Here is a 26,978-nt window from a genome sequence, read left to right as displayed (position 1 = left end):
ATTTAAAAATAGAAATAACCTGTCAAGAATTTACATTTAATTCTTGATAATAATAAACCCCAATATGCACCAAATAATTGGTTTTTATTGGGGTTTATTATTATAACGTATTTCTTTTTTCAATATTATTATAAAACCTTTTAGTAAAATGAAAAAATTCATTCCGCTTTATTTTAAAATCAAATTTATTATAATGCCAATTAAAACTTATCAACTAAAAAATAAAATAATAAAACATTCAGTTTTTATATTTATTTTACTTTTTATAATCCCTTGTCATTATTTAAAAGCTCAAACTTTTAATAGAATTGAATCTGTCGCTGGACTTAGCATTTTAGAAGAAAATAATGGTGTAGCCATAGCAGATTATAATAAAGATGGATTTCTTGATATGTTTGTTGTGGCTTTAGGCAAAGATGAAGATGGTATAAGCAAAAGTCATAGTAGGTTATTCAAAAACAATAATGATGGTACTTTTACAGATGCTACAGAAGCATCTGGGCTATTGTTGAATTTATTTCCCATTGAAAAAGACGGAACGACATATGATAAAGTTTTTGAAGGCGTAAAACACGGCGCTTTTTGGGGTGATTACGATAATGACGGCTTCCCCGATTTATTTATGACTAATGTTTATCAAATTTATCTTTTTCATAACCAAGGAAATGGCACTTTTAAAGATGTAACAGACCAAGCTGGCTTAAGAGTAGACAGTCGATGTATTAATACTGGAGCTACTTGGTTTGATTATAATAAAGATGGCTTCTTAGATTTATATATTTCTGATTGGAAAGGATGTGATAGTAATAGTTTTTATACAAATAATGGCGATGGAACATTCACCAGTCAAATTGATTTATTTGGAAATACAGAACATAAGAACTCCTTAATGAGTATACCGTTCGATTTTAATAATGATGGTTGGATGGACTTATATCTTGCTAATGATGTAATAAATAGAACTAACGATTTATTTATAAATCAAAATGGGAAAGGCTTCACCGAAGAAGCTAGTAAATATGGATTAAACCATGCTCGAAATGATATGGGAATTGCATTTGGAGACTATAATAATGATGGCTTTTTTGATATGTATATTACAGATGTCTTAATGAATCCTTTATTAACAAATAAAGGTGACAACACATTTATTGATTTAGCACTAGAACAAGGTGTACAATCTGGTGGATGGTCTTGGGATACTGTTTTTGCTGATTTCGACTTAGATGGGGATGAAGATTTATTGGTACTTAATGGTTTCGAATATAAGGGGCATAACTCTGAAAAAAATATCTATTTTCAAAACTTACATGCTAATGGTGGCTCTAAATTTATTGATAAATCAGACAGTTCTAATTTAGGAGCATTAACTATTAGTGTTGGTGCCGGAGTTTTCGATTTTGACAATGATGGTGATGAAGATATTTTTGTAACCAATGCAGACAGACCTTCTTATTTCTATGAAAATACTACAACCGACTTTACTAACCCTACTGAAGAATTGCATTGGTTAAAAGTTAATTTGCAAGGAACAACTTCTAACAGAGATGCTATCGGAACCAAATTAGTCTTAAAAACAAACAAAAATACATTGTACAGATATTATACTGGCAAATCGTTTTTATCACAAAATTTAAAATCTGTTCATTTTGGGTTAGCAAATGCTACACAAATTCAAGAATTAAAAATAATTTGGCCTTCAGGAAAAATTGAAACATTCACTAATTTACCAATAGATAAAACCATTAATTTTATAGAAGGGTCTAATTATAGCGTTTCATCAAATCAACCTAGTATCAAAAACTATGGATGTATGGATCCTAACGCATGTAATTTCAATCCTTATGCCACCATAAGTTCCGGAAATTGTATATATCTTGAAACACAATCTGAAATCTATGGAAATAGTGATGTATTACAATCTAGCACAGAATCTTACTCTTATCCACCACAATCGGGAAATACTATTGCATGGAACGTTTCTGGGGGTACCATTATAGACGGAGAAAACACAAACACTATAAAAATAAAATGGGGAACGGGTACAATAGGTACAATAACAATTATTGAAAAAAATGATTATTGCTCTAGCCAGGGCGTTAACCTAAATATTTCATTAAAATCTTCCTCAGATCCAAATCCATTCATAAATAAAAAATCTGTTGCCAGATTATGGAATGAAGCTTTACTGGAAGCAATTAGAAAAGATTATGCACGACCTACTGTACATGCTAGAAACCTTTTCCATACAAGTATCGCTATGTATGACGCTTGGGCTATATATGATGCGAATGCAAAACTATATCTTATTGGAAACAATGTGCATGGATTTTTAAACAAGTTTGACGGTTTTCAATCATCAGAACCCCTTATAGAATCGAGAGATAAAACAATAAGCTATGCGGCATATAGGCTATTAAAATATCGTTTTAGAAATTCCCCTAATGTAGATATAACGATGAAGCAATTAGATGATTTAATGAAAGGTTTGAATTATAGTATTAGTGACACATCTACAGATTATTCTACTGGAAACCCTATCGCATTAGGAAATTATATAGCACAATCTATAATTGATTATGGGCATACAGACGGATCAAACGAGTTAAATAATTATAGCAATCAGTATTACACACCAACAAATCCTGCATTGCCACTAAACAATCCAGATAATAATAGTGACCTAGTAATTAACCCTAACAGATGGCAGCCTTTAAGCTTTAACACCTTTATAGATCAAAGTGGTAATCTAATTGAAGGATCAACCCCTACTTTTTTGGGTCCTGAATGGGGGAATGTAAAACCTTTTAACTTAAATGAATCAGAAAAGACAATCTATCAAAGATCAGGAAATAACTACCTTGTTTATGATGATCCTGGTAGTCCACCCCTACTCGATATATCATCATCAACAGCTTCGAGCGATGCCTATAAATGGGGTTTCTCTTTAGTTTCTATTTGGAGTTCTCATCTAGACCCTCATGATAATGTGATGTGGGATGTATCTCCAAAGTCTATTGGAAACATTAATTTTGAGTCACTACCTAATGATATACAAAATTATAATGATTTCTATCAAGTTGAGAAAGGTGGCGATATTAGCGTAGGTCATACCATAAACCCCTATACACAAGCTCCATACAAAGAACAAATAGTTCCTAGAGGTGATTACACTAGAGTTTTGGCTGAATTTTGGGCAGATGGTCCTGATTCAGAAACACCGCCTGGACATTGGTTTACTATACTTAACTATGTAAATGATCATGAGTTGTTTATTAAAAAGTGGCATGGAACAGGAGATAAATTAGACAATTTAGAATGGGATGTAAAATCTTATTTCACATTAGCAGGTACTATGCACGATTGCGCAATTGCTGCATGGGGCATTAAAGGCTGGTATGATTATATAAGACCTATTTCGGCCATTCGTTTTATGGCAGAATTAGGACAAAGCTCAGATCCTTCAAAAACAAATTATAATGTAGCTGGCATTCCTTTAAAAGAAGGTTATATAGAAACCATTGAAGATGGTGATCCATTGGCTGGAAACTCCAACGAAAACATTGGTAAAATTAAAGTATATGCGTGGAAAGGACATGACTATATTCATGATGCTAATACAGACGAAGCTGGTGTTGGTTGGATATTAGCACAAAATTGGTGGCCTTACCAACGACCATCATTTGTAACACCTCCATTTGCAGGTTATGTTTCTGGACACTCAACCTATTCTAGAGCAGCAGCAGAAGTCATGACACTAATTACAGGAAATGAATACTTTCCTGGTGGTCTGGGCGAATTCATCGCAAAAAAAGATGATTTTTTAGTTTTTGAGAAAGGTCCTTCAACAGATGTTATACTGCAATGGGCAACATATCGCGATGCTTCAGACCAATGCAGTCTTTCTAGAATATGGGGAGGTATACACCCACCTGCAGACGACATACCTGGCAGAAAAATTGGTGAAAAAATTGGACAAAATGATTTTTATTTTGCCAATGATTATTTTAAAGGAAAGCTAACTAACAACAATTTGCAAAACATTGTATACCCAAATCCTATTAAAAAATCTTTAGACGAATTTTCTATTACGAATACAAAATTATCTGATGAGTTTAATCTTTTCGATATTAATGGAAGACATATCGTTTTATTAGATAAATTCTATTCAGAATCAACAAGAATAACAACCTTCAAATTTCCAAAAACCATGTCATCTGGAATTTATCTTTTAAAAATAAATAATATCACAAAAAAACTAGTCTTAGACAACTAGAAAAACTCTATTAACTTATGCAGTAAACTAATGATAATCAATATTTATATAAAAAATCACAATCAAATAAAATTAGATAATATACTATCACTTTTAGATAATTATATTTTCCCTTAACAATTTTAAGATGATAATTTTATGTTTTATTAAACCTTAAGATGTTTTTATAAAAATTTTAATGATTAAAGTTAGTAACTTAAAATATTTAGTAGTAATTAATAGTTTAGTTTGTTAAGTTTTTGAAAAGCCAAAGAAGTTAAAGTGTCTTCTTTGGCTTTATCATTAAAACCTTCTTAAACAAAGCTCATTTCATAAATGCCATTATAAATATTTGGTCACCCAAAATAATCTAAAATTATAAATATGAAACGAATACCTTTATTTAAAATAATCATTACATGCTTTGTTTTGCTATGCTTTTCTTGCTCATCTAGTAATGGTTCAGATGATCCTATAAGTGAATCTCCTGAAACACCTGAAACACCTGAAACACCTGATGACACAAAAATTACACCTCCCGAAAACTTTCAATATATTTTTGCAGAAAAACCAACTACTGGTAAAGCGGTCTATATACCAAATGAATTAAAAGAGAACGACTTTGACTCTAACGATAGCAAATGGAGTTATCAACGAAGTGCTTCATCTGATGATATTATTGTTTTTTGGGAAAAGGGTTTTGGACAATATCCTAGCAAAACCTCTAGAACAAACCTACGAGTAGACATCAATAATTTAATTACAATGGCTGAAGGCTTTTATACTTATTATCGTGACACCATGAAATTTGTAACAAAAGGAAGCTCGCAAACAGACAATTATAGAATGATTGTTATGTTGCTTTACCAAGAAGAATGGCTTGCCACAGGAGCTGGTTATGATAATGTGATTGGTGCATTATGGATAAATCCTGCAACAACACATGGAGGAGCGGTTATAGCTCATGAATTTGGGCATTCTTTTCAATATCAAGTGGCTTGCGATGGAAAATATGGTTTTAGAGACCAACCTTATGTTGGTCAGTTTTGGGAACAATGCGCACAATATATGTCTTGGCAACAAAATAATGGAGATTATGTAGGCGAACTACCTTATTTGTTAGATAATATTCATAAAAATTTTTCACATGAAGATATCAGATATCAATCTATGTATTTACAAGAATATTGGAAAGAAAAACATGGTATCGACTTTTTAGGGAAACTATGGAGAAATGCTTTAAAACCTGAACACCCTATCCAAACTTACAAAAGAATTACTGAAATTTCTCAAGAAGTCTTTAATGATGAAGTTTTTGAATACGCCTCTAAAAATATCACTTGGGATTATCCTTTAGGAGTTTATAATAAAGATTATATTAAAAATTTATCCATAGCAGATCAGAAAAACTATCAACATGTAACAGTATTAGAAACTGTTGGTGATGGCTATTATCAAATATCAGCAAATCAAATTCCGCAACCATACGGTTATAATGCAATTCAACTTAGTGTTCCAGTTGCAGGAACTAGTGTTTCTGTAGATTTTGATGGATTAGATGGTGGTTATGCTAATGTAGAAGGGTGGCGATATGGCTTTGTTGCCGTAAAAGAAGGAGACGTTCCTTTTTATGGCACCATGGAAAGAACTAAAAAAGGAAATGCTTCTATAATAATACCAGAGGGCACAAAAACATTATGGTTAGTTGTAACAGGAGCTCCAACAGAACATGTTAACCATATATGGGATGATGAACCATCTAATGACCAAAAATTCCCATATAAAGTAAAGTTTACGAATACAGCTCTTGAATAATTAATTAACAAATAGATTAAGTATAAAATAGAATACCTAATAAACTAAAGAATAATTTAAACACATGTTCTATGAATAGATTAATAATAAGTCTCCTACTACTAACCTCGTTTATAAGTATAGCACAAGAAACGACAAATACTGGATATCCTATTACACCAGTACCATTTACATCTGTGCAGGTAACGGATGCTTTTTGGGGGCAACGCATTAAGGCTAGTAGAGAAACAACAATTCCGCTTGCTTTTGTGAAATGTGAAGAAACTGGACGTTATGAAAACTTTATAATGGCAGCACACCCATCTGAAAATAATAAAGTAGAAGGTTTTACATTTGATGATACCGATGTTTATAAAACTATAGAAGGTGCCAGTTATTCAATGCAAACCTATCCTAACAAAAAATTAAGTAAATACATCGACAGCCTAATAACTATTATTGGTAAAGCTCAAGAACCTGATGGCTATTTATATACGTTTCGTACCATGAATCCTGAACATACTCACGAATGGGCAGGATCAAAACGCTGGGAAAAAGAAGAAGATTTAAGTCATGAACTTTATAACCTTGGGCATATGGTTGAAGGAGCTATAGCTCACTACCAAGCAACAGGAAAAAGAAATTTTCTTGATATTGCCATTAAATTTGCGGACTGTGCCGTTAGAGAAGTTGGTGATAAACAAGGTCAAACTATGGTAGTACCTGGTCATCAAATAACAGAAATGGCACTTGTAAAATTATCTGTGGTATCAGGAGACAAAAAATATCTTGATTTTGCCAAGTTACTATTAGATGAGCGCGGACATACACATATAAAAAGTGAATATAGTCAATCTCACAAACCTGTTTTAGAACAAGAAGAAGCCGCTGGGCATGCTGTTCGTGCCTCATATATGTATTCTGGTATGGCTGATGTTGCTGCACTTACAGGCGATGAAGATTACATTCACGCTATTGATAAAATTTGGGATAATATAGTATCAAAAAAATTATACATTACAGGAGGCATTGGAGCTACTGGACATGGTGAATCTTTTGGAAAAAATTACGAATTACCAAATATGTCTGCATATTGCGAAACTTGTGCTGCTATAGGAAATGTTTATTTAAATTATCGTTTATTTTTATTACATGGTAATTCTAAATATTACGATGTTCTAGAACGGACATTATATAACGGACTTATTTCAGGTGTATCATTAGATGGCGGAAGCTTCTTCTACCCTAATCCTCTAGAATCTATTGGTCAACACCAACGTCAAGCATGGTTTGGTTGTGCTTGTTGTCCATCAAACATTAGTCGTTTTATTCCATCTGTTCCTGGATATATTTATGCAGTAGATGAATCTGATGTTTATGTAAATCTATTTATGTCCAATGAATCAGATTTAGAAGTAAAAGGTAAATCATTAAAACTAAAACAAACTACAAACTACCCTTGGTCTGGCAATATTAATATTGATCTAGCTCCAAAAGGAAAACAAAAATTCACACTTAAAGTTCGTGTTCCAGGATGGCTTCAAAATTCGGTTGTGCCTTCAAATCTTTATAGTTATACAGACAAAAAATCTTTAAATTTTTCGGTTAAAGTAAACGGAAAAACAGTTTCTAGCACTATTAACAAAGGGTACTTCGATATTAACAAGACTTGGAAAAAAGGTGACAAAGTAGAAATAAACTTCGAAATGGAGCCGAGAACAGTAAAAGCACACCCAGCAGTTGAGGCAGATCGTGGTAAAGTGTCAATAGAAAGAGGTCCTATTGTGTATTGTGCTGAATGGTCAGATAATGATTTTAATATTTTCAGTGTGATTTTAAACAAAAAACCTGAATTCAAGGTTGAAACAAAAAAAGATTTACTTTACGGTATTAACACTATTCAAACCGATGCACAAACATTAAGATATAGTGATAATGGTAAAATTGTTACTACAGATATAAAATTAAACATGATTCCTTATTACGCATGGGCACACCGTGGAAGTGGTGATATGGCTGTTTGGTTACCAATAGAATTAAACGCAACCAAACCAGCGATGGCTCCAACCCTAGCTTCAGAAAGTAAAGTTGATGCTTCTCATAATGTTAAACCAATTGTGGCTATTAACGACGGGCTTATTCCTAAAGATGCTGAAGACCGTACATTACCATATTATCATTGGTGGCCAAAAGAAGGCACTACAGAATGGATTTCTTATAATTTCGATTCTGAAAAAACAGTAAGCCGTTCAACCGTGTATTGGTACGACGACAAACCTTGGGGAGGTTGTAAAGTGCCAGATTATTGGAAAATCTATTACAAAGATGCCAATAATACATGGCAACCTGTTGAAAACACTACAAATTATGGTCTTGAAAAAGGTTTAGCAAACGAGGTTGTTTTTAAACCAGTTAAAACCAAAGCTATTAAAATAGAAGTAAAACTAGCAGAGAAAACTGCTGCTGGTATTTTTGAGTGGGAATTAGAATAATAAAAAGCATTAATAATACAAAAAGGCTTTAGTTTTTAAAAACTAAAGCCTTTTTGTATTAGAATGTATTAAAACCTCTGCATTCTATAATGCGTCGGTGTAACCCCTTTAATTTCTTTAAACTTTCTATTAAAGTTAGCTGTATTTTGAAATCCGCACTTCTCAGAGATGGAGGCAATAGAAATATCTGGACTATTATAAATAAGTTTGCAAGCGTTTTCTATACGAATTTCAATTAAAAACTGAAAAAAAGTCTTGTTAGTTCGTTTTTTAAAATAACGACAAAAAGCATTTTTACTCATGTTAGCTTTTTCGGAAATTTCTTCTAGCGTAATAGGTTCGAAATAATTTTCCATAGCATAATTAAACACATCATTCATACGCTTACCCTCATCATCCGTATATTTCTTTTTATAAACAAAAGAAGATAGTGGTTTTTTTTCTGCTAGATTAATATAGTCTATAATCTTTAAAAGTGTTCCTATTCTCTGTACTTTATTTTGTTTTTTAAGTTTAAGGAACTCTTTAATTAACTTCCTTTTTTTGGACTTCACTTTAATCCCATATTGTGATTCTTCAAAAAAGGCATTCAAACCTTCCATATCTGGTAAATTAAAAAACTCTTTACCAAAAGAATCTTTGTCAAAAAATAACGTGTAAACATCTGTTAAATCAGCAAAATTGGTATCCGTACTAAACACATGGGGTACATAACGGCCAAACACCAAAATATCACCGGGTTTAAAATCACTAATAGTATCACCCACCAATAATGTTCCTGCTCCATTTTGAATATAGCTAATTTGAATTTCACTATGCTGATGTAGCTGATCGTATAACACTCTTAAATGCTCTTCTTGATAAACGAGTGCTTCATTTTCTGGCTTCGGAATTTTAAACGGAAGTACTTTCATCTTTATGAATTTTGCTAATATTACTAAAAAAAACAACACGAACCAATTATCAAGATAATATAGTATCACAATAAGTTAATAATTGTCATGAATCTTCTACAAACAAGGTCTAAATTTGCATATATAAATTAAATTTTTATGATAAATTGGGAAGTCGTTATGCCAGCCGTTTTTACATGGCTAAAAGAGTCGGAATCTGGTGCCCTTGAAATTGACTTTGATATAACACAAAAACAAGCCGCAGCTGTTTTAAATGCTCAGGGTAAGGGAGGAAGCAGAATGGGCGGACTTGTAGCTTCTGGTACTCTAGGTGAGAATAGCTACCTGAGCAACGAACAACGTTTATCTTTACTAAAATCTCTTTCTGAGGTTGCTAAAGAATACAATGTACCATTAATCAGTGGAGCTGCAGCAGAAACTAAGGAAGAGCTTGCCAAAATCATTGAAGGACTTGCAACGGTTGGAGTTGATGCAGTCATGGTCATGCCACCAAAAACTAAGGAGGTCCCTACTGATGAAGAAATGTTTGCGTACTATGAGCTTGCTGCAGCAACCGCAAAAGAGGCAGGCCTAACAATTATGCCTTATAACAACCCTGATGCAGCCGGATATCATGCTCTCTCAACTGATATTCTTATAAAACTTGCTGCTCTACCTGAAGTAACTGCTCTTAAAATATCGACTACAGATGTTTCAACTATTGAAACGCTGATGTTAGAGAACAAAGATTTAAAAATTTTAGCAGGTGTTGACAGTGTCACTGTACATGCAGGACTTGCTGGAGCATGTGGTGGAATTACAGGTGTAGGTACTATCTTCCCAAAAGCTAGTATTACTATGCAGGAGTATGTTTTAAAAGGAGAATGGGCTGAGGCAAACAAAATTTCTCAGGCTATGAATTCTATATCATACCTTGATGCTCAACCACTGCTTATGGAATGCCTTAAGTTTGCTATGGGAATTCATCATAATGATACAGATGGTGGGCTTCGTACTCTTGGTAAAAAATTAACTCAAGAGCAAATTGATGATGTTCGAGCAAGATATTTTCTAGCAAAAGAAAGACTTGAAGTTTTAGACTTAATATAGCTTACTACAAAAACATATAAAAACAATGATTACAGGCAAAAATTATATTGGAAATAAACTGAGTGCTTTGGGGACGATTAGTCACAAAACTATTAACCCTAAACTAAATATTGAAAATACGACCGAATTTATTGAAGCAACTTTTGAAGAAATTGAAGAAGCAGCCCAATTAGCTTCTGAGGCTTTCAAAGTATTTAGAAAAGTTTCTGGAGTACAAAAAGCAGCATTCTTAAATGCTATAGCCAATGAAATTTTAGTTTTAGATCAAGAATTAATAAATGCCTACACCACTGAGTCTGGGCTTCCCGAAGGAAGAGCTTTAGGTGAACGTGGTAGAACCATTATGCAATTAAAATCGTTTGCCGATTTAGTCTCAAATGAAGACTGGAAGGGCAACAAGTTTGATGCTGCCATACCAGATAGACAACCTTTGCCTAAAGACGACTTACGTAAAACGGTAACGCCTTTAGGTCCGGTTGTAGTCTTCGGAGCTAGTAATTTCCCTTTCGCATTTTCAACAGCTGGAGGAGATACTGCTAGTGCTTTAGCTGCAGGATGTCCTGTTATTGTAAAAGCGCATGAAATGCACTCTGGAACATCAGAATTAGTAGCGTCTGCCATTATAAAAGCAGCAGAAAAAACTGGTATGCCTAACGGCGTATTTTCACATCTTTCTGGTCGTGGACCTATTGTTGGCTCTGCACTAGTAAATCATTCAAAAGTTAAGGCAGTAGGTTTTACTGGAAGTATTAATGCCGGTAGAGCTATTTTTAATTTAGCTTCCAAACGTGAAGAACCTATTCCTGTTTACGCCGAAATGGGTAGCATAAACCCTGTGATTATTACACCTTTAGCTATCGCTAATCGCGGTGAAGCTATTGCATCTACCTATGCAGGGTCTATAACTGTTGGAACGGGACAATTTTGTACCAATCCTGGTTTAATAATAACTACAGAAAACGACAAAACAGAAGACTTCATTCAAGATTTAGCAAACAAAACAGTTGCTATAGAACCACAATGCATGTTGCATCCTAACATCAAAGCAGGTTACAATAAAAATGAAGCGAGTGTAACGTCTCAAGAAGGTGTTAAAACTGTTGCTAAAATTGAAGGTGAGTTAAAAAACAACTTTGTAGCTTCTGCAATAGCAAGTGTTTCTGGTGCGAATTTCTTAGCTAATCCTAAAATTCATCAAGAAGTTTTTGGTCCATTTTCATTGGTGGTAAAAAGTAAAGACGAAGACCAATTAGTTGCAATTATTGAAGCTCTTGAAGGACAGTTAACAGGAACTATCATTGCAGAAAAAGAAGACATTGAAAATCTGACCGATATTGTTGATGCGTTAACAAATCGTGTTGGAAGAATTATTTTTAATGGGGTTCCTACTGGTGTAGAAGTTTGTCCTTCTATGCATCATGGTGGTCCATACCCTGCTTCATCTGATTCTAAATTTACATCTGTAGGTGTAGATGCGATATACAGATGGGTTAGACCGGTAAGTTATCAATCATTCCCAACAGAATTGCTTCCTGAGTCATTAAAAAACAATTAATTTTAAGACTTTAAAAAAGTCATGAATACTATATGGCAAGAAAAACATTTTTTTGTGTAGATGCTCACACATGCGGAAATCCTGTTCGTGTTATAGCTGGTGGAGGTCCAAATCTTATAGGTAATACTATGAGTGAAAAGCGTCAACATTTCCTAAAAGAATTCGATTGGATTCGTAAAGGTTTAATGTTTGAACCTCGTGGCCATGATATGATGAGTGGTAGTATTTTATTTCCACCTCACGATCCTAAAAATGATTTTGCTATACTTTTTATTGAAACTTCAGGATGTTTACCTATGTGTGGCCATGGAACCATTGGCACGATTACTATTGCTATAGAAGAAGGATTAGTAACTCCAAAATTTCCAGGGTACATTAAAATGGAAGCACCTGCAGGACTTGTTGAAATTGAATACCAACAAACGGGAAAAAAAGTAGATTGGGTCAAATTGGTAAATGTAAAATCGTATTTAGCGGCAGAAAACTTAACCATAGATTGTCCCGAACTTGGAGAATTAACCTTTGATGTTGCTTATGGAGGTAATTATTATGCAATTGTAGATCCTCAAAAAAACTTCAGTGGTATACATGATTTTACGGCCAGTAAAATTATACAGTATTCTCAAATAATTAGAGATCTCATCAATGCTAAGTACCCTAATATGTTTATTCACCCAGAAAATGATACGATTAGAGATGTAAGCCACATGCTTTGGACAGGTAATCCTATTGACCCAAGTTCCTCAGGAAGAAATGCTGTTTTCTATGGTGACAAAGCTATAGATCGTTCCCCTTGCGGCACAGGCACTTCGGCTCGTATAGCACAATTACATGCTAAAGGGAAATTAAAATTAGGAGAAACATTTATTCACGAAAGCTTTATTGGGAGTAAATTTATTGGTAAAGTAGAACAAGAAACTACACTTGCAGATAAAAAAGCCATCATACCTAGCATACAAGGCTGGGCGCAAGTAACTGGATATAATAATATAATTATAGACGATGATGATCCTTACGCACATGGATTTCAAGTAATCTGATAATTAAAAACAAATAACAAAAACTAAAGATGCGCACAGAAAAAAATCAAATTTAAAATAGATTTTACTGGCGCATTTTATTTTTTAAACAAAATACATTTTAAAACTAATGAAAAAAGTAATTATTATTGGTGGTGGAATTTCAGGATTGTGTAGTGCCTATTACTTGGCAAAAGAAGGTCATGCAGTAACAGTATTAGATCAAAGCGATATTTCAACAGGAGCATCATTTATTAATGCCGGTTATTTAACTCCGAGTCATTTTATACCACTCGCTGCACCAGGAATTATTACACAAGGTATAAAATGGATGTTTAATAGCTCAAGTCCATTTTATATTAAACCTAGATTAGATCTTGATTTCTTTAAATGGGTATGGCTCTTTAAAAAATCGACAACTAAACTAAATGTTGAAAAATCGATTCCAGTTTTAAAAGAACTTAACTTAAAAAGTCAGCATTTATTTGAAGAAATGTTAGCCTCTTTAGACTTTAATTTTTATTATGAAAAAAAAGGTGTTTTAATGGCATTTAGCAATACTAAAAGTGAAGCAGAAGAACATGAAATAGCACATCGGGCTTTAAAAGAAGGATTAGATGTTACCATGTTAAACAAAGAAGAATTGCAAAAAATTCAACCTGTTTTATCAGATCATGTTATTGGAGCAGCTCATTATAAATGTGATTCGCACATGACGCCTAATCATTTTATGATAACACTAAAAACGTGGTTAAAAAATAATGGCGTTACTTTTAAAATCAATCAAGAAGTAAAAGACTTTACTATAAAAAACAATCAAATTGTGTCTGTAACAACACAAACCGATACCTTCGAAGCAGACGATTTCGTATTGGCAAGTGGAAGTTGGACTTCAGCTTTAGCTTCAAAATTAAATTTAAAAGTGCCTATTCAAGGCGGTAAAGGCTATAGTATGGACGTGCACAGACCAACAGGCATTACCATACCAACCATTTTATTAGAGGCAAAAGCTGCCATTACACCAATGGATGGATTTACGCGTTTTGCTGGTACTATGGAGTTCTCAGGAAATAACACATTAGTTAAAAAAGAACGTGTTGAAGCCTTAGCTAATGCCGCTAAAAAATATTACAAAAACATTGAAATTAACGAAGAAGAACGAGCTAATGCTACTTCTGGATTACGACCTGTTTCTCCAGATGGCGTGCCGTTTATTGGGAAAACAAGTAAGTACAATAACTTAACTATTGCTGCTGGACATGCTATGATGGGTTGGAGTTTAGGCCCAATTACAGGAAAACTTGTTACAGAATTAATTGAAAACAAAAAAGCTTCGGTTAATTTAAATCCATTATCGCCAGAACGTTTTAAATAAATTATAAACAAATATTATCTTTATAATTAATTACTTCAAAATATAAAAGAAAAACACAAAAAGTATGAATAAATTCGGAATAGGAGGTTCAACCATTGAAGCAGAATTAAATGCCATAAAACCTACGGCGCATTTAATAAAACCTATCCAGAAGACAGAATATAAAAATAGAATTATCAAAGCTTGTGAGCTTATGGTAGCTCAAAACGTAAAAGCAATTTATTTAAATGCTGGAACGAATTTACTCTATTTTACAGGAACACATTGGCATTCTAGCGAACGAATGGTTGGAGCCATTTTATTATCAACTGGTGCAATACATTATATAGCTCCTAATTTTGAAAAAGGTACTATTAGAGATTTTATGATGATGGAAGGACCAATTCATTGTTGGGAAGAACATGAAAGTCCGTTTACATTATTTAACAATATTCTTAAATCTGAAGGTATTTCAGAAGGTGAAGTTTTAATTGATGAGAGCACTCCTTTTTTCATTTATGAAGGTATATTAAATGCGTCAGAAACGTTAACCATAAGCAATGCTAAATCTATCATTTCAGCATGTAGAATGATTAAATCTGAAGCTGAAATTTCTATTATGCAATCCTTAATGGACATCACATTAGAAGTTCATAAAGCAACAGCTAGAATATTAAGAGTTGGTATTACTGCTAAAGAAGTGGAAGATTTTATACATGAAGCTCACAAACGTTATGGAGTGGTTTCGGGTTCTTATTTCTGTATTGTTTTATTTGGTATAGACAGCTCATTTCCTCATGGTGTAAAAACACCAAAACCTTTAGAAATGAATGATATTGTTTTGGTAGACACAGGTTGTTCGGTTCACGATTATATTTCAGATCTTACAAGAACCTATGTTTTTGGAGAAGCTACTGATTACCAGCGCAAGATTTGGAATATCGAAAAAGAAGCTCAAATAGCAGCCTTTAATGCTTCAAAATCAGGAAATACTTGTGGAATAGTAGATGTTGCTGCCAGAAACACAATAACGTCTCACGGTCTTGGTCCAGATTACAACCTTCCAGGATGTCCACACAGAACTGGCCACGGCATTGGTTTAGATATTCACGAATATCCATATATTCTAAAAGGAAACGAAACTATTTTAAAATCTGGAATGTGTTATAGTGTCGAGCCTATGATTTGTGTTCCAAATCAATTTGGTATTCGATTAGAAGATCACATTTATATGACTACAGACGGACCAAAATGGTTTACGCAACCAGCCTATTCTATTGAAAATCCATTTGGTATTAAAGGTTAATTCTAACTAAGTTAATGAGAAAACTTTTTCTTACAGATGTTAAGCGTTTTTCGTTTTGATATAATTTGGTATAGGCTTTTGTATTAAAATCACACAAATTCGACTATTAACTTTATGTTAAGGCTAATATAGTACTACTTTTAGATAACTTTAGGCTAGACCTGTTTAATCATAATATTTATTTTTATAAATAAATAAATCGAACTATGAAAAAGGTAACCCTAAAAACAAGTGTCTTTGTAACGTTTTTTTGTTGTATTTCAATGCACAGTCAAGGTACTTTGAAAGAATATAAAAAAGCGATTGCCGTAGATTCTTTATTTAGAGATAAAGTTTTTAATACACCATCAACATTCTACTGGGTGTCTACTAACGAATTATGGTATGTAAATAATTCAAAAGAAGGAAAGGAATATTTATTTGTAAATGCCGAAACGAAACAACAAAAACCAGTTTTTAATCATAAAAAACTAGCAGAGGTTTTAACTAAAAAGACAAATGAAACAGTAAATTACAACAATATAAATATTAAAAACTTAAAGTTAGATTCAGAAAGTAATAATCTTAATTTCAACTTTAAAAACCTACAGTTGTCTTGTAATTTAGACACTTACGATTTAACTATTTTAGATACAATCAAGGAAAAAAAAGATAGAGACTCTAGATATTGGGGCGATTTTTTTGATGAAACTAAAAATAAAAATGTGCCTTCTCCAGATGCATCTAAAATTGCTTACATAAAGAATTCAAATCTTTATATAAAAGATATTAAAACGAATGCCGAAACTCAATTGAGTTATGATGGTACAAAGGGAAATTACTATTCAACTTATATAAAATGGTCTCCCGATAGCAAAAAAATTATGGCTTATAAAGTAAAACCTGGTGAAGATCATAAAATTTACTTTATAGAGTCTAGTCCGAAAGACCAACTTCAGCCAAAATTACAAACACGAGATTATTTAAAACCCGGAGACGAACTACCTTTTAAAAGTCCTCAATTATTCTTAATTGATTCGAAAGAACATATAAAAATTCCAACAGATGAATTTAGTAGCCAATATGCTATTTCTAGAATAGATTGGAGAGCAGATAGCAGAGCTTTTACTTTTGAGTATAATCAACGAGGACACCAAGCTTATAAGGTTATTAATGTTAATGCAGAAACTGGTAAATTAAGTGTTTTAATAAATGAAACAAGCAAGACATTTATTGACTATAGTAGTAAAAAATTTAGATATGATATTGAAGATGGCAAACAAATTGTTTGGACTTCAGAGCGTGATGGTTGGAATCATGTTTACTTATATAATGGAGATGGCACAGTAAAGAAGCAACTAACTAAAGGAAAATGGGTTGTTAGAAAAGTGATCCATGTAGATGAAAAAAATAAAGAAATTTATTTTACAGCCAGCGGATTAGATAGAAATCAAGACCCCTATTTTATACATTATTGCAAAATAGATTTTGATGGTAAAAATTTTAAACGTCTTACTTCAGAAAATGGTAATCACAAAGTAACTTTTTCTAAAGATTATAAGTATTTCGTAGACCAATACTCTAGGGTAGATAAGCCTGCAACAACACTTTTAAAAACTACAGACGGCGCCAATAAATTATTAGAAATTCAAAAAGGTGATGATTCCGAACTAATCAAACAGGGTTGGAAAGCTCCAGAGGTTTTTACAGCAAAAGGTAGAGATGGTGAAACAGATATTTGGGGCATTATTGTAAGACCAACAACATTCGATCCAAACCGCAGCTACCCAATTATTGAGTATATTTATGCAGGACCCCACGATTCGTTTGTACCTAAAGATTTTCGACCTTATTACTGGTCAATGACATCGTTAGCAGAGTTAGGTTTTATTGTCGTTCAAATAGACGGTATGGGAACTTCAAACAGATCTAAAGCATTTCATGATGTTTGCTGGCAAAATTTAAAAGACGGTGGTTTTCCTGACAGAAAACTTTGGATGAAAGCTGCTGCAAAAAAATACCCGTATATGAATGTAGATAAAGTAGGTATACACGGAACTTCTGCTGGAGGTCAAAATGCAGGTGCTGCTTTGGTTTTTAATTCAGATTTTTACGATGTAGCTGTAGCTTCATGTGGATGTCATGACAATAGAATGGATAAAATGTGGTGGAACGAACAGTTTATGGGCTATCCTATTGGACCACATTATGAAGCCTGCTCTAATGTAGAAAATGCAGCCCAGTTAGGAGGAAATTTAATGCTAATTTTAGGAGAAGTAGATGATAATGTTGATCCTGCTTCAACAATGCAGTTTGCTAATGCTTTAATAAAAGCGAATAAAGATTTTGAATTAGTAACCGTACCGGGAATGGCACATTCTGCTGGTGGCGATTATGGAGAACGTAAAAGAAAAGACTTTTTTGTAAAACATCTTTTAAATATAACACCACCTTCTTGGGATACTACATACAAACAATAAAATAAAAGTATAAATCATAGGTTTACAATATGAAGAAAAGTAATTTAATTATGAAAAACTATAAGTCATTAGTTTGTTTAACACTTAGTTTTTATGCCTTGTGTACAACAAATGTAACGGCACAAAGCGGTGATCAAATTTTGGATGGTATTGGAGAAACCGGATTAATTGCACGCTATGTATTTGCTGGTGATGTAAAAGACTGGTCTAGAAATAATCTTCATGGTAGTGTTGATGCCTCTAAAATTAAATTCGTAGATGATGAAAAATTTGGAAAAGTAATTTCTTTATCAGGAAACAATAAAGCATATGTTTCTATTCCTGCAGGCGCAGTTACAGGAGAAGAATCTTTGAGTATTTCTACTTGGGTTTACTTGCGATCAACAGAAACAGGCCAATATGTATTCGACTTTGGAAAAAACAACAATTCACATGTGTTTGTTGCTCCGCTAGGCATCAAAAATAAAAAAGAAAATATAGCTGAGATTATTACTGAATCTGGAAAAAATTACAAAACAACAGCTACTGCATTAGAGGCTAATAAATGGAATCATTTAGTGTTAGTAATGGATATTCCATCTAAAACGATAAGCTCGTATGTAAATGGTAAACAAGTAAGCGAAACTAAAAATGTAGAATTAGATTTAGAGAAATTATTTAACAATAAGTCTAAGAAAAAAAACGCACTATATATAGGAAAATCATTGGGTTCTAATCATACTTTCCTTGATGCTAATTTATTTGATTTCAGAATATATAGAATACCGTTGACTGAAAAGCAAATAGGTGGAATTTACCGTAATGCTTTAGGAATTACGGAAACAGTTGTAAATGAAACAAAAGGTCCAGTAGATGATTTACCTAAATTCTCTAGAAGCAATTCTCAGCTTTACAACCAATTTTTAACAAGTGTTCCAAATATTGAAGTAGAAACAGTTATTGGAAATTTACCTAGGCTTCCGCGTTATGTAAAAGGGGAATATAAAACGGAGGTTGAAGGTCCAGAAGTGCGTATTATTTGGCCAGCTCCAACCGACAATAGAGATGTACTTAAAACAGGGCAATATGTTGTAACAGGACGTGTATCTGGTACAGACTTTAAACCAAAGGCATTTGTTACAGTTGTAGATGCCAATGAATCTAAAACACCTAACAGAAAATTAGAAGTTTTTAATTTAGATCAAGTAGCATTAAAATCTGATCTTCATGGGCACAACACAAAATTTATTGAGAACCGTGATAAGTTCGTAACAACGCTTTCTGAAACGAATCCAGACGATTTCTTATATATGTTTCGTAACGCTTTTGGAGAAAAACAACCTAAAAACGCATCTGCTTTGGGGGTTTGGGATACACAAGAAACAAAATTACGTGGTCATGCCACAGGGCATTATTTAACGGCTATTGCACAAGCATACGCAAGTACAGGTTACGACAAGAAACTTCAGAAAATTTTTGATGATAAAATGACTTATATGGTCGATGTGTTATACAAATTATCACAAATGTCCGGAAAACCTAAAGAAGCCGGTGGCACTTTTGTTTCAGATCCAACAGCAGTACCGCCGGGAGCGAATAGAACTGGTTTTGATTCCGATTTAAGTGAAGATGGTATAAGAACAGATTACTGGAATTGGGGAGAAGGATTTATTAGCGCTTATCCACCAGATCAATTCATCATGCTAGAAAATGGTGCAAATTATGGGGGACAGAAAACTCAAATTTGGGCACCTTATTATACGTTGCATAAAATACTTGCTGGATTAATGGATATATACGAAATAAGTGGAAACGAAAAAGCTTTAGAAGTAGCAAAAGGTATGGGAAGCTGGGTGCATGCTAGACTTAGTAAGTTGCCAACAGAAACACTTATTAGTATGTGGAACAGTTACATTGCCGGAGAATTTGGTGGTATGAATGAGGCTATGGCTAGATTGTACAGGATAACAAATGAGCAACGTTATTTTGAAACCGCTCAGTTATTTGATAATATCAAAATGTTTTATGGTGATGCGAATCATTCACACGGTTTAGCTAAAAACGTAGATACTTTCCGCGGATTGCATGCCAACCAACATATTCCTCAAATTATGGGAGCGCTAGAAACATACCGCGATTCTGATGCTTCAGAATATTACCATATTGCCGATAATTTTTGGTATAAAACGGTTAACGATTATATGTACAGTATTGGTGGTGTTGCAGGTGCAAGAAATCCAGCGAATGCAGAATGTTTTATAGCACAACCAGCAACCATTTACAAAAATGGTTTGTCGTCTGGAGGACAAAATGAAACTTGTGCAACATACAACATGTTAAAGCTATCAAGAAATCTGTTTCTATTTGATCCTCGTGCAGAGTTAATGGATTATTACGAACGTGGTTTATACAACCATATTCTTGCTTCTGTTGCAGAAGATAGTCCAGCAAACACGTATCATGTGCCATTAAGACCTGGATCTATGAAACACTTTGGCAATCCAGATATGAAAGGTTTTACTTGTTGTAATGGCACGGCACTTGAGAGTAGCACAAAACTTCAGAATTCCATTTATTTTAAAAGTACTGATAATAATAGTTTGTATGTAAATCTTTATGTACCATCTACTTTAAACTGGACAGAAAAAAATGTTATAATAGAGCAATCAACTGCTTTTCCAAAAGAAGATCATACACTTTTAACCATCAAAGGAAAAGGGAAATTTGATATTAACGTGCGTGTACCACATTGGGCAACCAAAGGCTTTTTTATGAAAATAAATGGAAAAAACAAAAAAGTGGATGCCAAACCAGGAAGCTATTTCACTTTATGCCGTAAGTGGAAAAGTGGAGATACTATTGAATTAACTATGCCATTTCAATTTCATTTAGAATCAGTTATGGATCAAGAAAATATTGCCAGTTTATTTTACGGACCTATTTTATTAGCGGCTCAAGAACCTGAAGCTAGAAAAGATTGGCGCAAAGTAACCTTTGACGTTAAAGACCTTAGTAAATCCATAAAAGGAGATCCTAAAAAGTTAGAGTTTACTATAGATGATGCTGTTTTTAAACCCTTTTATGAAACATACGGACGTCATTCAGTTTATCTTAATGTCAACTTAAAATAGTTCTTATTATAACAAAAAAACTAAAAACAATGAACTATAAAACTTTAAAATCATATTATTTTTTAATCATTTTTCTTTTATCTATGGTAGTAACTGCCCAAAGTAATTTAATAGACCTAGTAAACACGTTTTCAGCAGATAAACGTGCTTTAAATACGTTCTATAATAATAAAGAATCTGAAGAATATTATCAACGATTTACAACCTTATATAAAATCTGGGATGAAAAAATCGAAGCTATCGATTTTGAAAATTTGACGCAACAAGAAAAGGTAGACTATTTGCTTTTAAAAAATCTAATCGCAAAAGAAAGCTACTTTTTAAATATAGATTACAAAGCTTTTAAGGAAGTTGCTTATGTTGCAGATTTCACTAAAGAAATTTATCCGTTTTTAATAGAAAGAAGACGTGGTAAAAAACCAAAAGCACAAGCCCTAGGAACCATATTACACAAGGCAAGTAAAACTTTAGAAAAGCAAATTAAAGAAAGTAATGAAAAACCTTTTGAAAACTGGTTAATGGCTGAAAAGGCTTCTAAAGTTATTAAATCTTTTAACAAAGCGCTAAAAGAAGCCTATTCTTTTTATTACGGCTACGATCCCGATTTTACGTGGTGGGTAGAAAAACCTTATGAAAATTTATCAAGTAAATTAAAAGAATATGCCGATTCACTTAAAGACAATTACTCTAAATCTAGCATTAAAGATGACGGTAGCGGAATTGTTGGAAGACCTATAGGGAGAGAAGCACTTATTGAAAGTTTAAATTTTGAATATATTCCTTATACGCCAGAAGATATGATAAAAACTGCAAAAAAGCAGTTTGACTGGTGTAAAGAAGAAATGATAAAAGCTTCAAAGGAATTAGGTTACGGAACCAACTGGAAAGCAGCTTTAGAACACGTTAAAGACACCTATGTACCTGTTGGAGAACAACCTCAAGTCATTACGGACCTATACAATCAATCTGTTGACTTTATTGAAGAAAGAGATTTAATTACTTTCCCAGAAATGGCTAAAGAAACTTGGGGTATGATTATGATGACTCCAGAACGCCAAAAAGTGAACCCTTTCTTTACGGGTGGTTGGGAAATAAGCATCTCCTACCCTACACAAGATATGAGTGAAGATGATAAGATGATGAGCATGCGTGGTAATAATCCTAATTTCTCAAGAGCCACAGTCCAACACGAATTATTACCTGGACACAACCTTCAGTTTTTCATGAACGCACGTAATAAAAGCTATCGTAAAACATTCGATACACCATTTTGGATGGAAGGATGGGCTTTATACTGGGAAATAAATTTATGGAACAAAGAATTCCCTAAAACACCAGAACAAAAACTAGGGATGTTATTTTGGAGAATTCATAGATGTGCCCGTATTGTTTTTTCATTAAAATATCATTTAGGAGAGATGACTCCTCAAGAATGTATTGATATGTTAGTAGATGAAGTGGGACACGAATATGCTAATGCAGAAGCTGAAGTTAGACGTTCATTTGCGACAAGTTATACACCACCATTGTACCAAATGGCATATATGACAGGTGGTTTACAATTTTATGCTTTGCGAAATGAAATGTTAGCAAAAGGTTGGACCGAGAAACAATTTCATGATCGTGTTTTAAAAGAAAACATGATGCCTATTGAGTTATTAAGAAGCTTATTACAGGACTTACCATTAAATAAAAATTATAAAACGAATTGGAAATTCTCAACAGAATTTAAATAGAAAAATATAATGAATAAGAAAATAAAACACAGCTATTATATTGTATTATTTTTAATAGCAACAAGCTCTATTCAAGCTCAAGGTTATTGGAGCAGAATTGAAGAAAAAGAGCCAACATTAGGCATTGCTGATGTTTATCAAAAATTTAACACACCAGATTTTCAATTAAAATTAGTTAAGGCTTCTCAAACCGTTGCTGGACTAAAACCTATTAAAGATTTAAATTTTGACTTTACGCCTAGTGACCGATTAGAAATTAGAGATAAAGATGGTTTGTATCACTTAGGTGATATCAATTTAAGAATTAAAGAAATTGATAGGGATTGGAAAAGTTACTCAACAGCTGCTAAACGGTCTGCAGTGACACCTATAGAACCATTTGGAACTATCGTTGCTGGAGCCGATTTGGCAAACACCTTACCTAACGATATTCCTGTCACAATTAAACGTTTTTACGAAATTGATAATGACAAATTGGTATTACGATTTGAAATAATAAATAAATCGGCAAATAACATCGAAATCGGCGCTTTAGGAATTCCTATGATTTTCAATAATATTTTAGAAGGAAAATCATTAAACGAAACACATGCTCAAAATGTATTTTTCGATCCTTATATCGGTATGGATGCAGGATATTTAGAAGTAAAAAGACTGAGTGGTCGAGGTCCATCACTTTTAGTTTTACCTCAAAAAAACATGGCTTTTGAAGCGTATCGCCCGTTATTAGACGACCCGACTCCTAGAAGTATCGTTTTTGAAGGATTTCACGAATGGATGGTATATAGTAAAGCTTATGGTGATAATGAGTGGAAAGGAGTTAACGAATGGAATACGCCAACATCATTAATTTTAAAACCAAATGAATCTAAAGATTTTTCTTTAAGGTTTGTCCTTTCTGAAGGTATTAAAGCTATTCAAAATACGCTTGTAAAAGAAGAACAACCTGTGGCGACAAGTATACCAGGTTATGTACTTCCATTAGACATTGAGTCTCAATTATTTTTAAATTACAAAAGTAATGTGAGTTCTTTTGAAGTAGAACCTAAAGATGCCCTTAAAATAAAAGAGGAAGGCTTAACAGATAAAGGGCTAAAGAAATATAAAGTTCATGGTAAAAAATGGGGACGTGCTAGACTAACCATTAATTACGAAAATGGAGTAAAACAAACCATAAATTATAAGGTTATCAAACCAGAAACCGAAGTAATAAAAGATTTTGGTCATTTCTTAACTACAAAACAATGGTTTGATGAGCCTAACGATCCATTTCAAAGAAATCCATCTGTAATAAGCTACGATTACGAAACAAAAAAACAAGTAACAAAAGATAGTAGATCTTGGATTAGCGGTTTAAGTGATGAAGGTGGTGCTGGTAGTTGGTTAGCTGCTATTATGAAGCAGTTGATTCAACCAGATAAAGAAGAAATAAAAAAACTAGAACAGTTTGTAGATAGTACACTTTGGGGAGTTATTCAATACAAAGAAGGAAAAAACAAATATGGTGTTAAAAAAAGTGTTTTTTACTATGAGCCAGATTCATTGCCTAAAGGAACTTATAGTGATGATGAAAACTATAAATCGTGGACAGCTTGGGATCATAAACATGCTAATGATCCAGGAAGGTCTTATAATTATCCGCACGTAGCTGCAGCTTATTGGACTATGTACCGTTTGGCAAGATATCACGAAGGTCTAGTTGATAATAGAACTTGGGATTGGTATTTGAAACAAGCTTATCACACGACTATTGCGATGGTAGACCAAGCTCCTTATTATGCGCAGTTTGGCCAAATGGAAGGATCCGTGTTTTTATATATTTTAAAAGATTTAAAAACAGAGAATTATACAGAAATGGCTTCAGATTTAGAAGCTAGAATGAAAGAAAGAGCAGATCATTGGAAAGCTTTAGATTACCCTTTTGGTAGTGAAATGCCTTGGGATTCAACAGGACAAGAAGAAGTATATATGTGGTCTGATTATTTTGGATATCATTGGAAAGCCAATATAACACTTAATGCCATTTTAGCATATATGCCAACCATGCCACATTGGGCATACAATGGAAATGCGCGCAGATATTGGGATTTTTTATATGGCGGAAAACTATCGAGAGTAGAACGACAAATTCACCACTATGGCTCATCCTTAAATGCCATTCCTGTACTTAAACAATACAGGAAAACAAATGATTTTTATTTATTAAAAGTGGGTTATGGAGGGCTTTTAGGTGGTATTTCTAATATTACACAAGATGGTTTTGGTTCCGCAGCGTTTCACTCATACCCTACGGAGCTTAGAATAGACTACTTGTCTGGAGACTATGGTTCTGGGTTTTATGGTTATGCTGTTAATACATCAACTTATATTGTAAATGATGAAAATTTAGGTTGGGTAGCTTTTGGAGGAAATTTAAATACTAAAAAAGAAGTTGTTGAGGTTAATATAACAACAGCTGCAAAATCTAAAGTATATATAGCTTCTAAAAAACTTTGGCTAACATTAGATGCAGGAACATTCGAAAAAGTAACCTATAATACAAAAACAGATACTGTAGAAATCACTTTAAATAGCGCAGATAAGTTTACACCAAAAGCCTATTTAAGATCGAATAATGATTTAGAGCTTCCATTTGCAAAAGTTAGAGGCGCTTTTGAAATTCCATTACAAAAAAACAGTATGACTATTAAGTTGTAAAAACTATTCATTATTTGGTTTTTATATTTAACCTTTAACCCCAAGACCATTTAATTTCCTTGGGGTTTATTTTTAAATTCATTTTACATGAACACAACAATTCCTTACATAACAGATGATTTCATAAATGAGAACTGTGATTTTATTGGATTAATAGAGGCACTTAAAATAGGTTTTTCAAATGCTGACATTGAGGTTCCAATGCGCCATCACCACGATTTTTCGAACCCTAAAGAAGAAAAAGATTCTACGTTGTTATTGATGCCTGCTTTTAATCCTGGAAATGACTTAGGAGTAAAAATTGCAACTGTAAGTCCCAATAATGGAATATATAATTTGCCAGCAATACAAGGTATGTATATTTATTTAGACGGGCATAAAGGATTTATTAAAGCCATTTTAGAAGCAAAATCGCTAACAGCAAAAAGAACCGCAGCTGCATCAGCACTAGCTAGTAGCTTTCTTTCTAGAAAAGATGCATCCTCGATGTTAATGATTGGAACGGGGGCATTATCAATCAATCTAATTAAAGCCCATACTTCTGTTCGACCTATTAAAACAGTGTATGTTTGGGGACGTACATTAGAAAAATCTCAGAAAATTTGTGATAATTTAAAAAATGAAGCGTTTAAATGTATTGCCATTGACCATATAGAAGATAAAATTTCTGAAGTAGCTATTATTTCTTCTGCAACCTTATCTCCTACCCCTTTAGTTTTAGGTAAATGGTTAAAAAAAGGCCAGCATGTCGATTTAGTAGGTGCTTATAAAAAAGATACTAGAGAAGCCGATGATGAAGCTATAAAAAAATCGAATGTTTTTTTAGATACCTACCAAGGCGGATTAAAAGAAAGTGGAGATATAGCCATACCATTATCAAAAGGGATTTTATCTAAAGAAACTATTAAAGCAGATTTGTTCGAATTATGTAGTAACATAAAATCTGGTCGAACTTCTGATTCTGAAATTACATTGTTTAAGTCTGTAGGTCATGCTTTAGAAGATTTGGTCGCAGCTTCATACTTCTATAAATTATTTCAAAAGTAATTCGAAAAAGCGAAAAGCTAATATTTACAATATATGAGGTAATAATTAACACCGATTAAAATAATAGTATTTTATATTTGTTAATAGGGGTGTTTTGTGCTTAAAAACCAATTAAGTATAGTTCTAAAATTTTAAAAAAACATATAAATAC

Annotated in this window: 14 protein-coding genes; 13 read left to right on the top strand and 1 reads right to left on the bottom strand. The window is 33.2% G+C overall.

Annotated elements, in window-relative coordinates; all coding sequences use genetic code 11:
• Positions 1–148: 148 nt before the first annotated feature.
• The 3 genes from RHP49_13360 (at position 149) to RHP49_13350 (ending at position 8,541) form a co-directional block, all read left to right on the top strand.
• Positions 149–4,276, top strand: a complete 4,128-nt coding sequence (locus RHP49_13360) for an FG-GAP-like repeat-containing protein (GenBank protein ID WNH11882.1) — start codon at positions 149–151, stop codon at positions 4,274–4,276.
• 363 nt (positions 4,277–4,639) lie between these two features.
• On the top strand, positions 4,640–6,070 hold the full coding sequence (locus tag RHP49_13355; protein ID WNH11881.1) for a DUF6055 domain-containing protein: 1,431 nt from the start codon (positions 4,640–4,642) through the stop codon (positions 6,068–6,070).
• Between the two features lie 71 nt (positions 6,071–6,141).
• Positions 6,142–8,541 (top strand): glycoside hydrolase family 127 protein, encoded by a 2,400-nt coding sequence (locus tag RHP49_13350; GenBank protein WNH11880.1) that lies wholly within the window; start codon positions 6,142–6,144, stop codon positions 8,539–8,541.
• A gap of 68 nt (positions 8,542–8,609) precedes the next feature.
• On the opposite strand, the gene RHP49_13345 is transcribed toward RHP49_13350, so the two are convergent.
• Positions 8,610–9,455, bottom strand: coding sequence for an AraC family transcriptional regulator (locus RHP49_13345; GenBank protein WNH11879.1), 846 nt, complete (start codon positions 9,453–9,455; stop codon positions 8,610–8,612).
• A gap of 138 nt (positions 9,456–9,593) precedes the next feature.
• Here RHP49_13345 and RHP49_13340 point away from each other — a divergent pair, with 138 nt between their 5' ends.
• The 10 genes from RHP49_13340 (at position 9,594) to RHP49_13295 (ending at position 26,827) form a co-directional block, all read left to right on the top strand.
• Positions 9,594–10,544 carry a dihydrodipicolinate synthase family protein gene (locus RHP49_13340; protein WNH11878.1) on the top strand — a complete coding sequence of 317 codons (951 nt, stop codon included), beginning with the start codon at positions 9,594–9,596 and terminating at the stop codon, positions 10,542–10,544.
• A gap of 25 nt (positions 10,545–10,569) precedes the next feature.
• Positions 10,570–12,099 (top strand): aldehyde dehydrogenase (NADP(+)), encoded by a 1,530-nt coding sequence (locus tag RHP49_13335; protein ID WNH11877.1) that lies wholly within the window; start codon positions 10,570–10,572, stop codon positions 12,097–12,099.
• 32 nt (positions 12,100–12,131) lie between these two features.
• Positions 12,132–13,139: a 4-hydroxyproline epimerase gene (locus RHP49_13330; protein ID WNH11876.1), complete on the top strand. Its 1,008-nt coding sequence runs from the start codon at positions 12,132–12,134 to the stop codon at positions 13,137–13,139.
• 109 nt (positions 13,140–13,248) lie between these two features.
• Complete coding sequence (locus RHP49_13325) at positions 13,249–14,493, top strand: FAD-dependent oxidoreductase (GenBank protein WNH11875.1); 1,245 nt, start codon at positions 13,249–13,251, stop codon at positions 14,491–14,493.
• 64 nt (positions 14,494–14,557) lie between these two features.
• Positions 14,558–15,778, top strand: a complete 1,221-nt coding sequence (locus RHP49_13320) for a Xaa-Pro peptidase family protein (GenBank protein ID WNH11874.1) — start codon at positions 14,558–14,560, stop codon at positions 15,776–15,778.
• 206 nt (positions 15,779–15,984) lie between these two features.
• The gene (locus tag RHP49_13315; GenBank protein ID WNH11873.1) at positions 15,985–18,237 is read left to right on the top strand and encodes a DPP IV N-terminal domain-containing protein; all 2,253 of its coding nucleotides are present in this window, start codon (positions 15,985–15,987) and stop codon (positions 18,235–18,237) included.
• 50 nt (positions 18,238–18,287) lie between these two features.
• Positions 18,288–21,347, top strand: a complete 3,060-nt coding sequence (locus RHP49_13310) for a glycoside hydrolase family 127 protein (protein ID WNH11872.1) — start codon at positions 18,288–18,290, stop codon at positions 21,345–21,347.
• Positions 21,348–21,376: 29 nt separating this feature from the next.
• The gene (locus RHP49_13305) at positions 21,377–23,083 is read left to right on the top strand and encodes a DUF885 family protein (GenBank protein WNH11871.1); all 1,707 of its coding nucleotides are present in this window, start codon (positions 21,377–21,379) and stop codon (positions 23,081–23,083) included.
• A gap of 9 nt (positions 23,084–23,092) precedes the next feature.
• Entirely contained in the window at positions 23,093–25,780 is a 2,688-nt protein-coding gene (locus RHP49_13300; protein WNH11870.1) for a DUF5695 domain-containing protein, read from the top strand.
• A gap of 87 nt (positions 25,781–25,867) precedes the next feature.
• On the top strand, positions 25,868–26,827 hold the full coding sequence (locus tag RHP49_13295) for an ornithine cyclodeaminase family protein (protein ID WNH11869.1): 960 nt from the start codon (positions 25,868–25,870) through the stop codon (positions 26,825–26,827).
• Positions 26,828–26,978: the final 151 nt, after the last annotated feature.

It is taken from the genome of Flavobacteriaceae bacterium HL-DH10, from assembly GCA_031826515.1.
Classification (GTDB): Bacteria; Bacteroidota; Bacteroidia; order Flavobacteriales; family Flavobacteriaceae; genus Thalassobellus; species Thalassobellus suaedae.
Note: the sequence above shows the minus strand (reverse complement) of the source record. Positions and strands in the feature narration are given on the sequence as shown.

What these genes read in the sequence shown, in the direction of transcription:
- RHP49_13320 (WNH11874.1), top strand. Translation starts at nt 14,558, where the DNA reads ATGAATAAATTCGGAATAGGAGGTTCAACCATTGAAGCAGAATTAAAT.
- RHP49_13330 (WNH11876.1), top strand. Translation starts at nt 12,132, where the DNA reads ATGGCAAGAAAAACATTTTTTTGTGTAGATGCTCACACATGCGGAAAT.
- RHP49_13340 (WNH11878.1), top strand. Translation starts at nt 9,594, where the DNA reads ATGATAAATTGGGAAGTCGTTATGCCAGCCGTTTTTACATGGCTAAAA.
- RHP49_13300 (WNH11870.1), top strand. Translation starts at nt 23,093, where the DNA reads ATGAATAAGAAAATAAAACACAGCTATTATATTGTATTATTTTTAATA.
- RHP49_13355 (WNH11881.1), top strand. Translation starts at nt 4,640, where the DNA reads ATGAAACGAATACCTTTATTTAAAATAATCATTACATGCTTTGTTTTG.
- RHP49_13315 (WNH11873.1), top strand. Translation starts at nt 15,985, where the DNA reads ATGAAAAAGGTAACCCTAAAAACAAGTGTCTTTGTAACGTTTTTTTGT.
- RHP49_13360 (WNH11882.1), top strand. Translation starts at nt 149, where the DNA reads ATGAAAAAATTCATTCCGCTTTATTTTAAAATCAAATTTATTATAATG.
- RHP49_13325 (WNH11875.1), top strand. Translation starts at nt 13,249, where the DNA reads ATGAAAAAAGTAATTATTATTGGTGGTGGAATTTCAGGATTGTGTAGT.
- RHP49_13310 (WNH11872.1), top strand. Translation starts at nt 18,288, where the DNA reads ATGAAAAACTATAAGTCATTAGTTTGTTTAACACTTAGTTTTTATGCC.
- RHP49_13335 (WNH11877.1), top strand. Translation starts at nt 10,570, where the DNA reads ATGATTACAGGCAAAAATTATATTGGAAATAAACTGAGTGCTTTGGGG.
- RHP49_13345 (WNH11879.1), bottom strand. Translation starts at nt 9,455, where the DNA reads ATGAAAGTACTTCCGTTTAAAATTCCGAAGCCAGAAAATGAAGCACTC.
- RHP49_13350 (WNH11880.1), top strand. Translation starts at nt 6,142, where the DNA reads ATGAATAGATTAATAATAAGTCTCCTACTACTAACCTCGTTTATAAGT.
- RHP49_13305 (WNH11871.1), top strand. Translation starts at nt 21,377, where the DNA reads ATGAACTATAAAACTTTAAAATCATATTATTTTTTAATCATTTTTCTT.
- RHP49_13295 (WNH11869.1), top strand. Translation starts at nt 25,868, where the DNA reads ATGAACACAACAATTCCTTACATAACAGATGATTTCATAAATGAGAAC.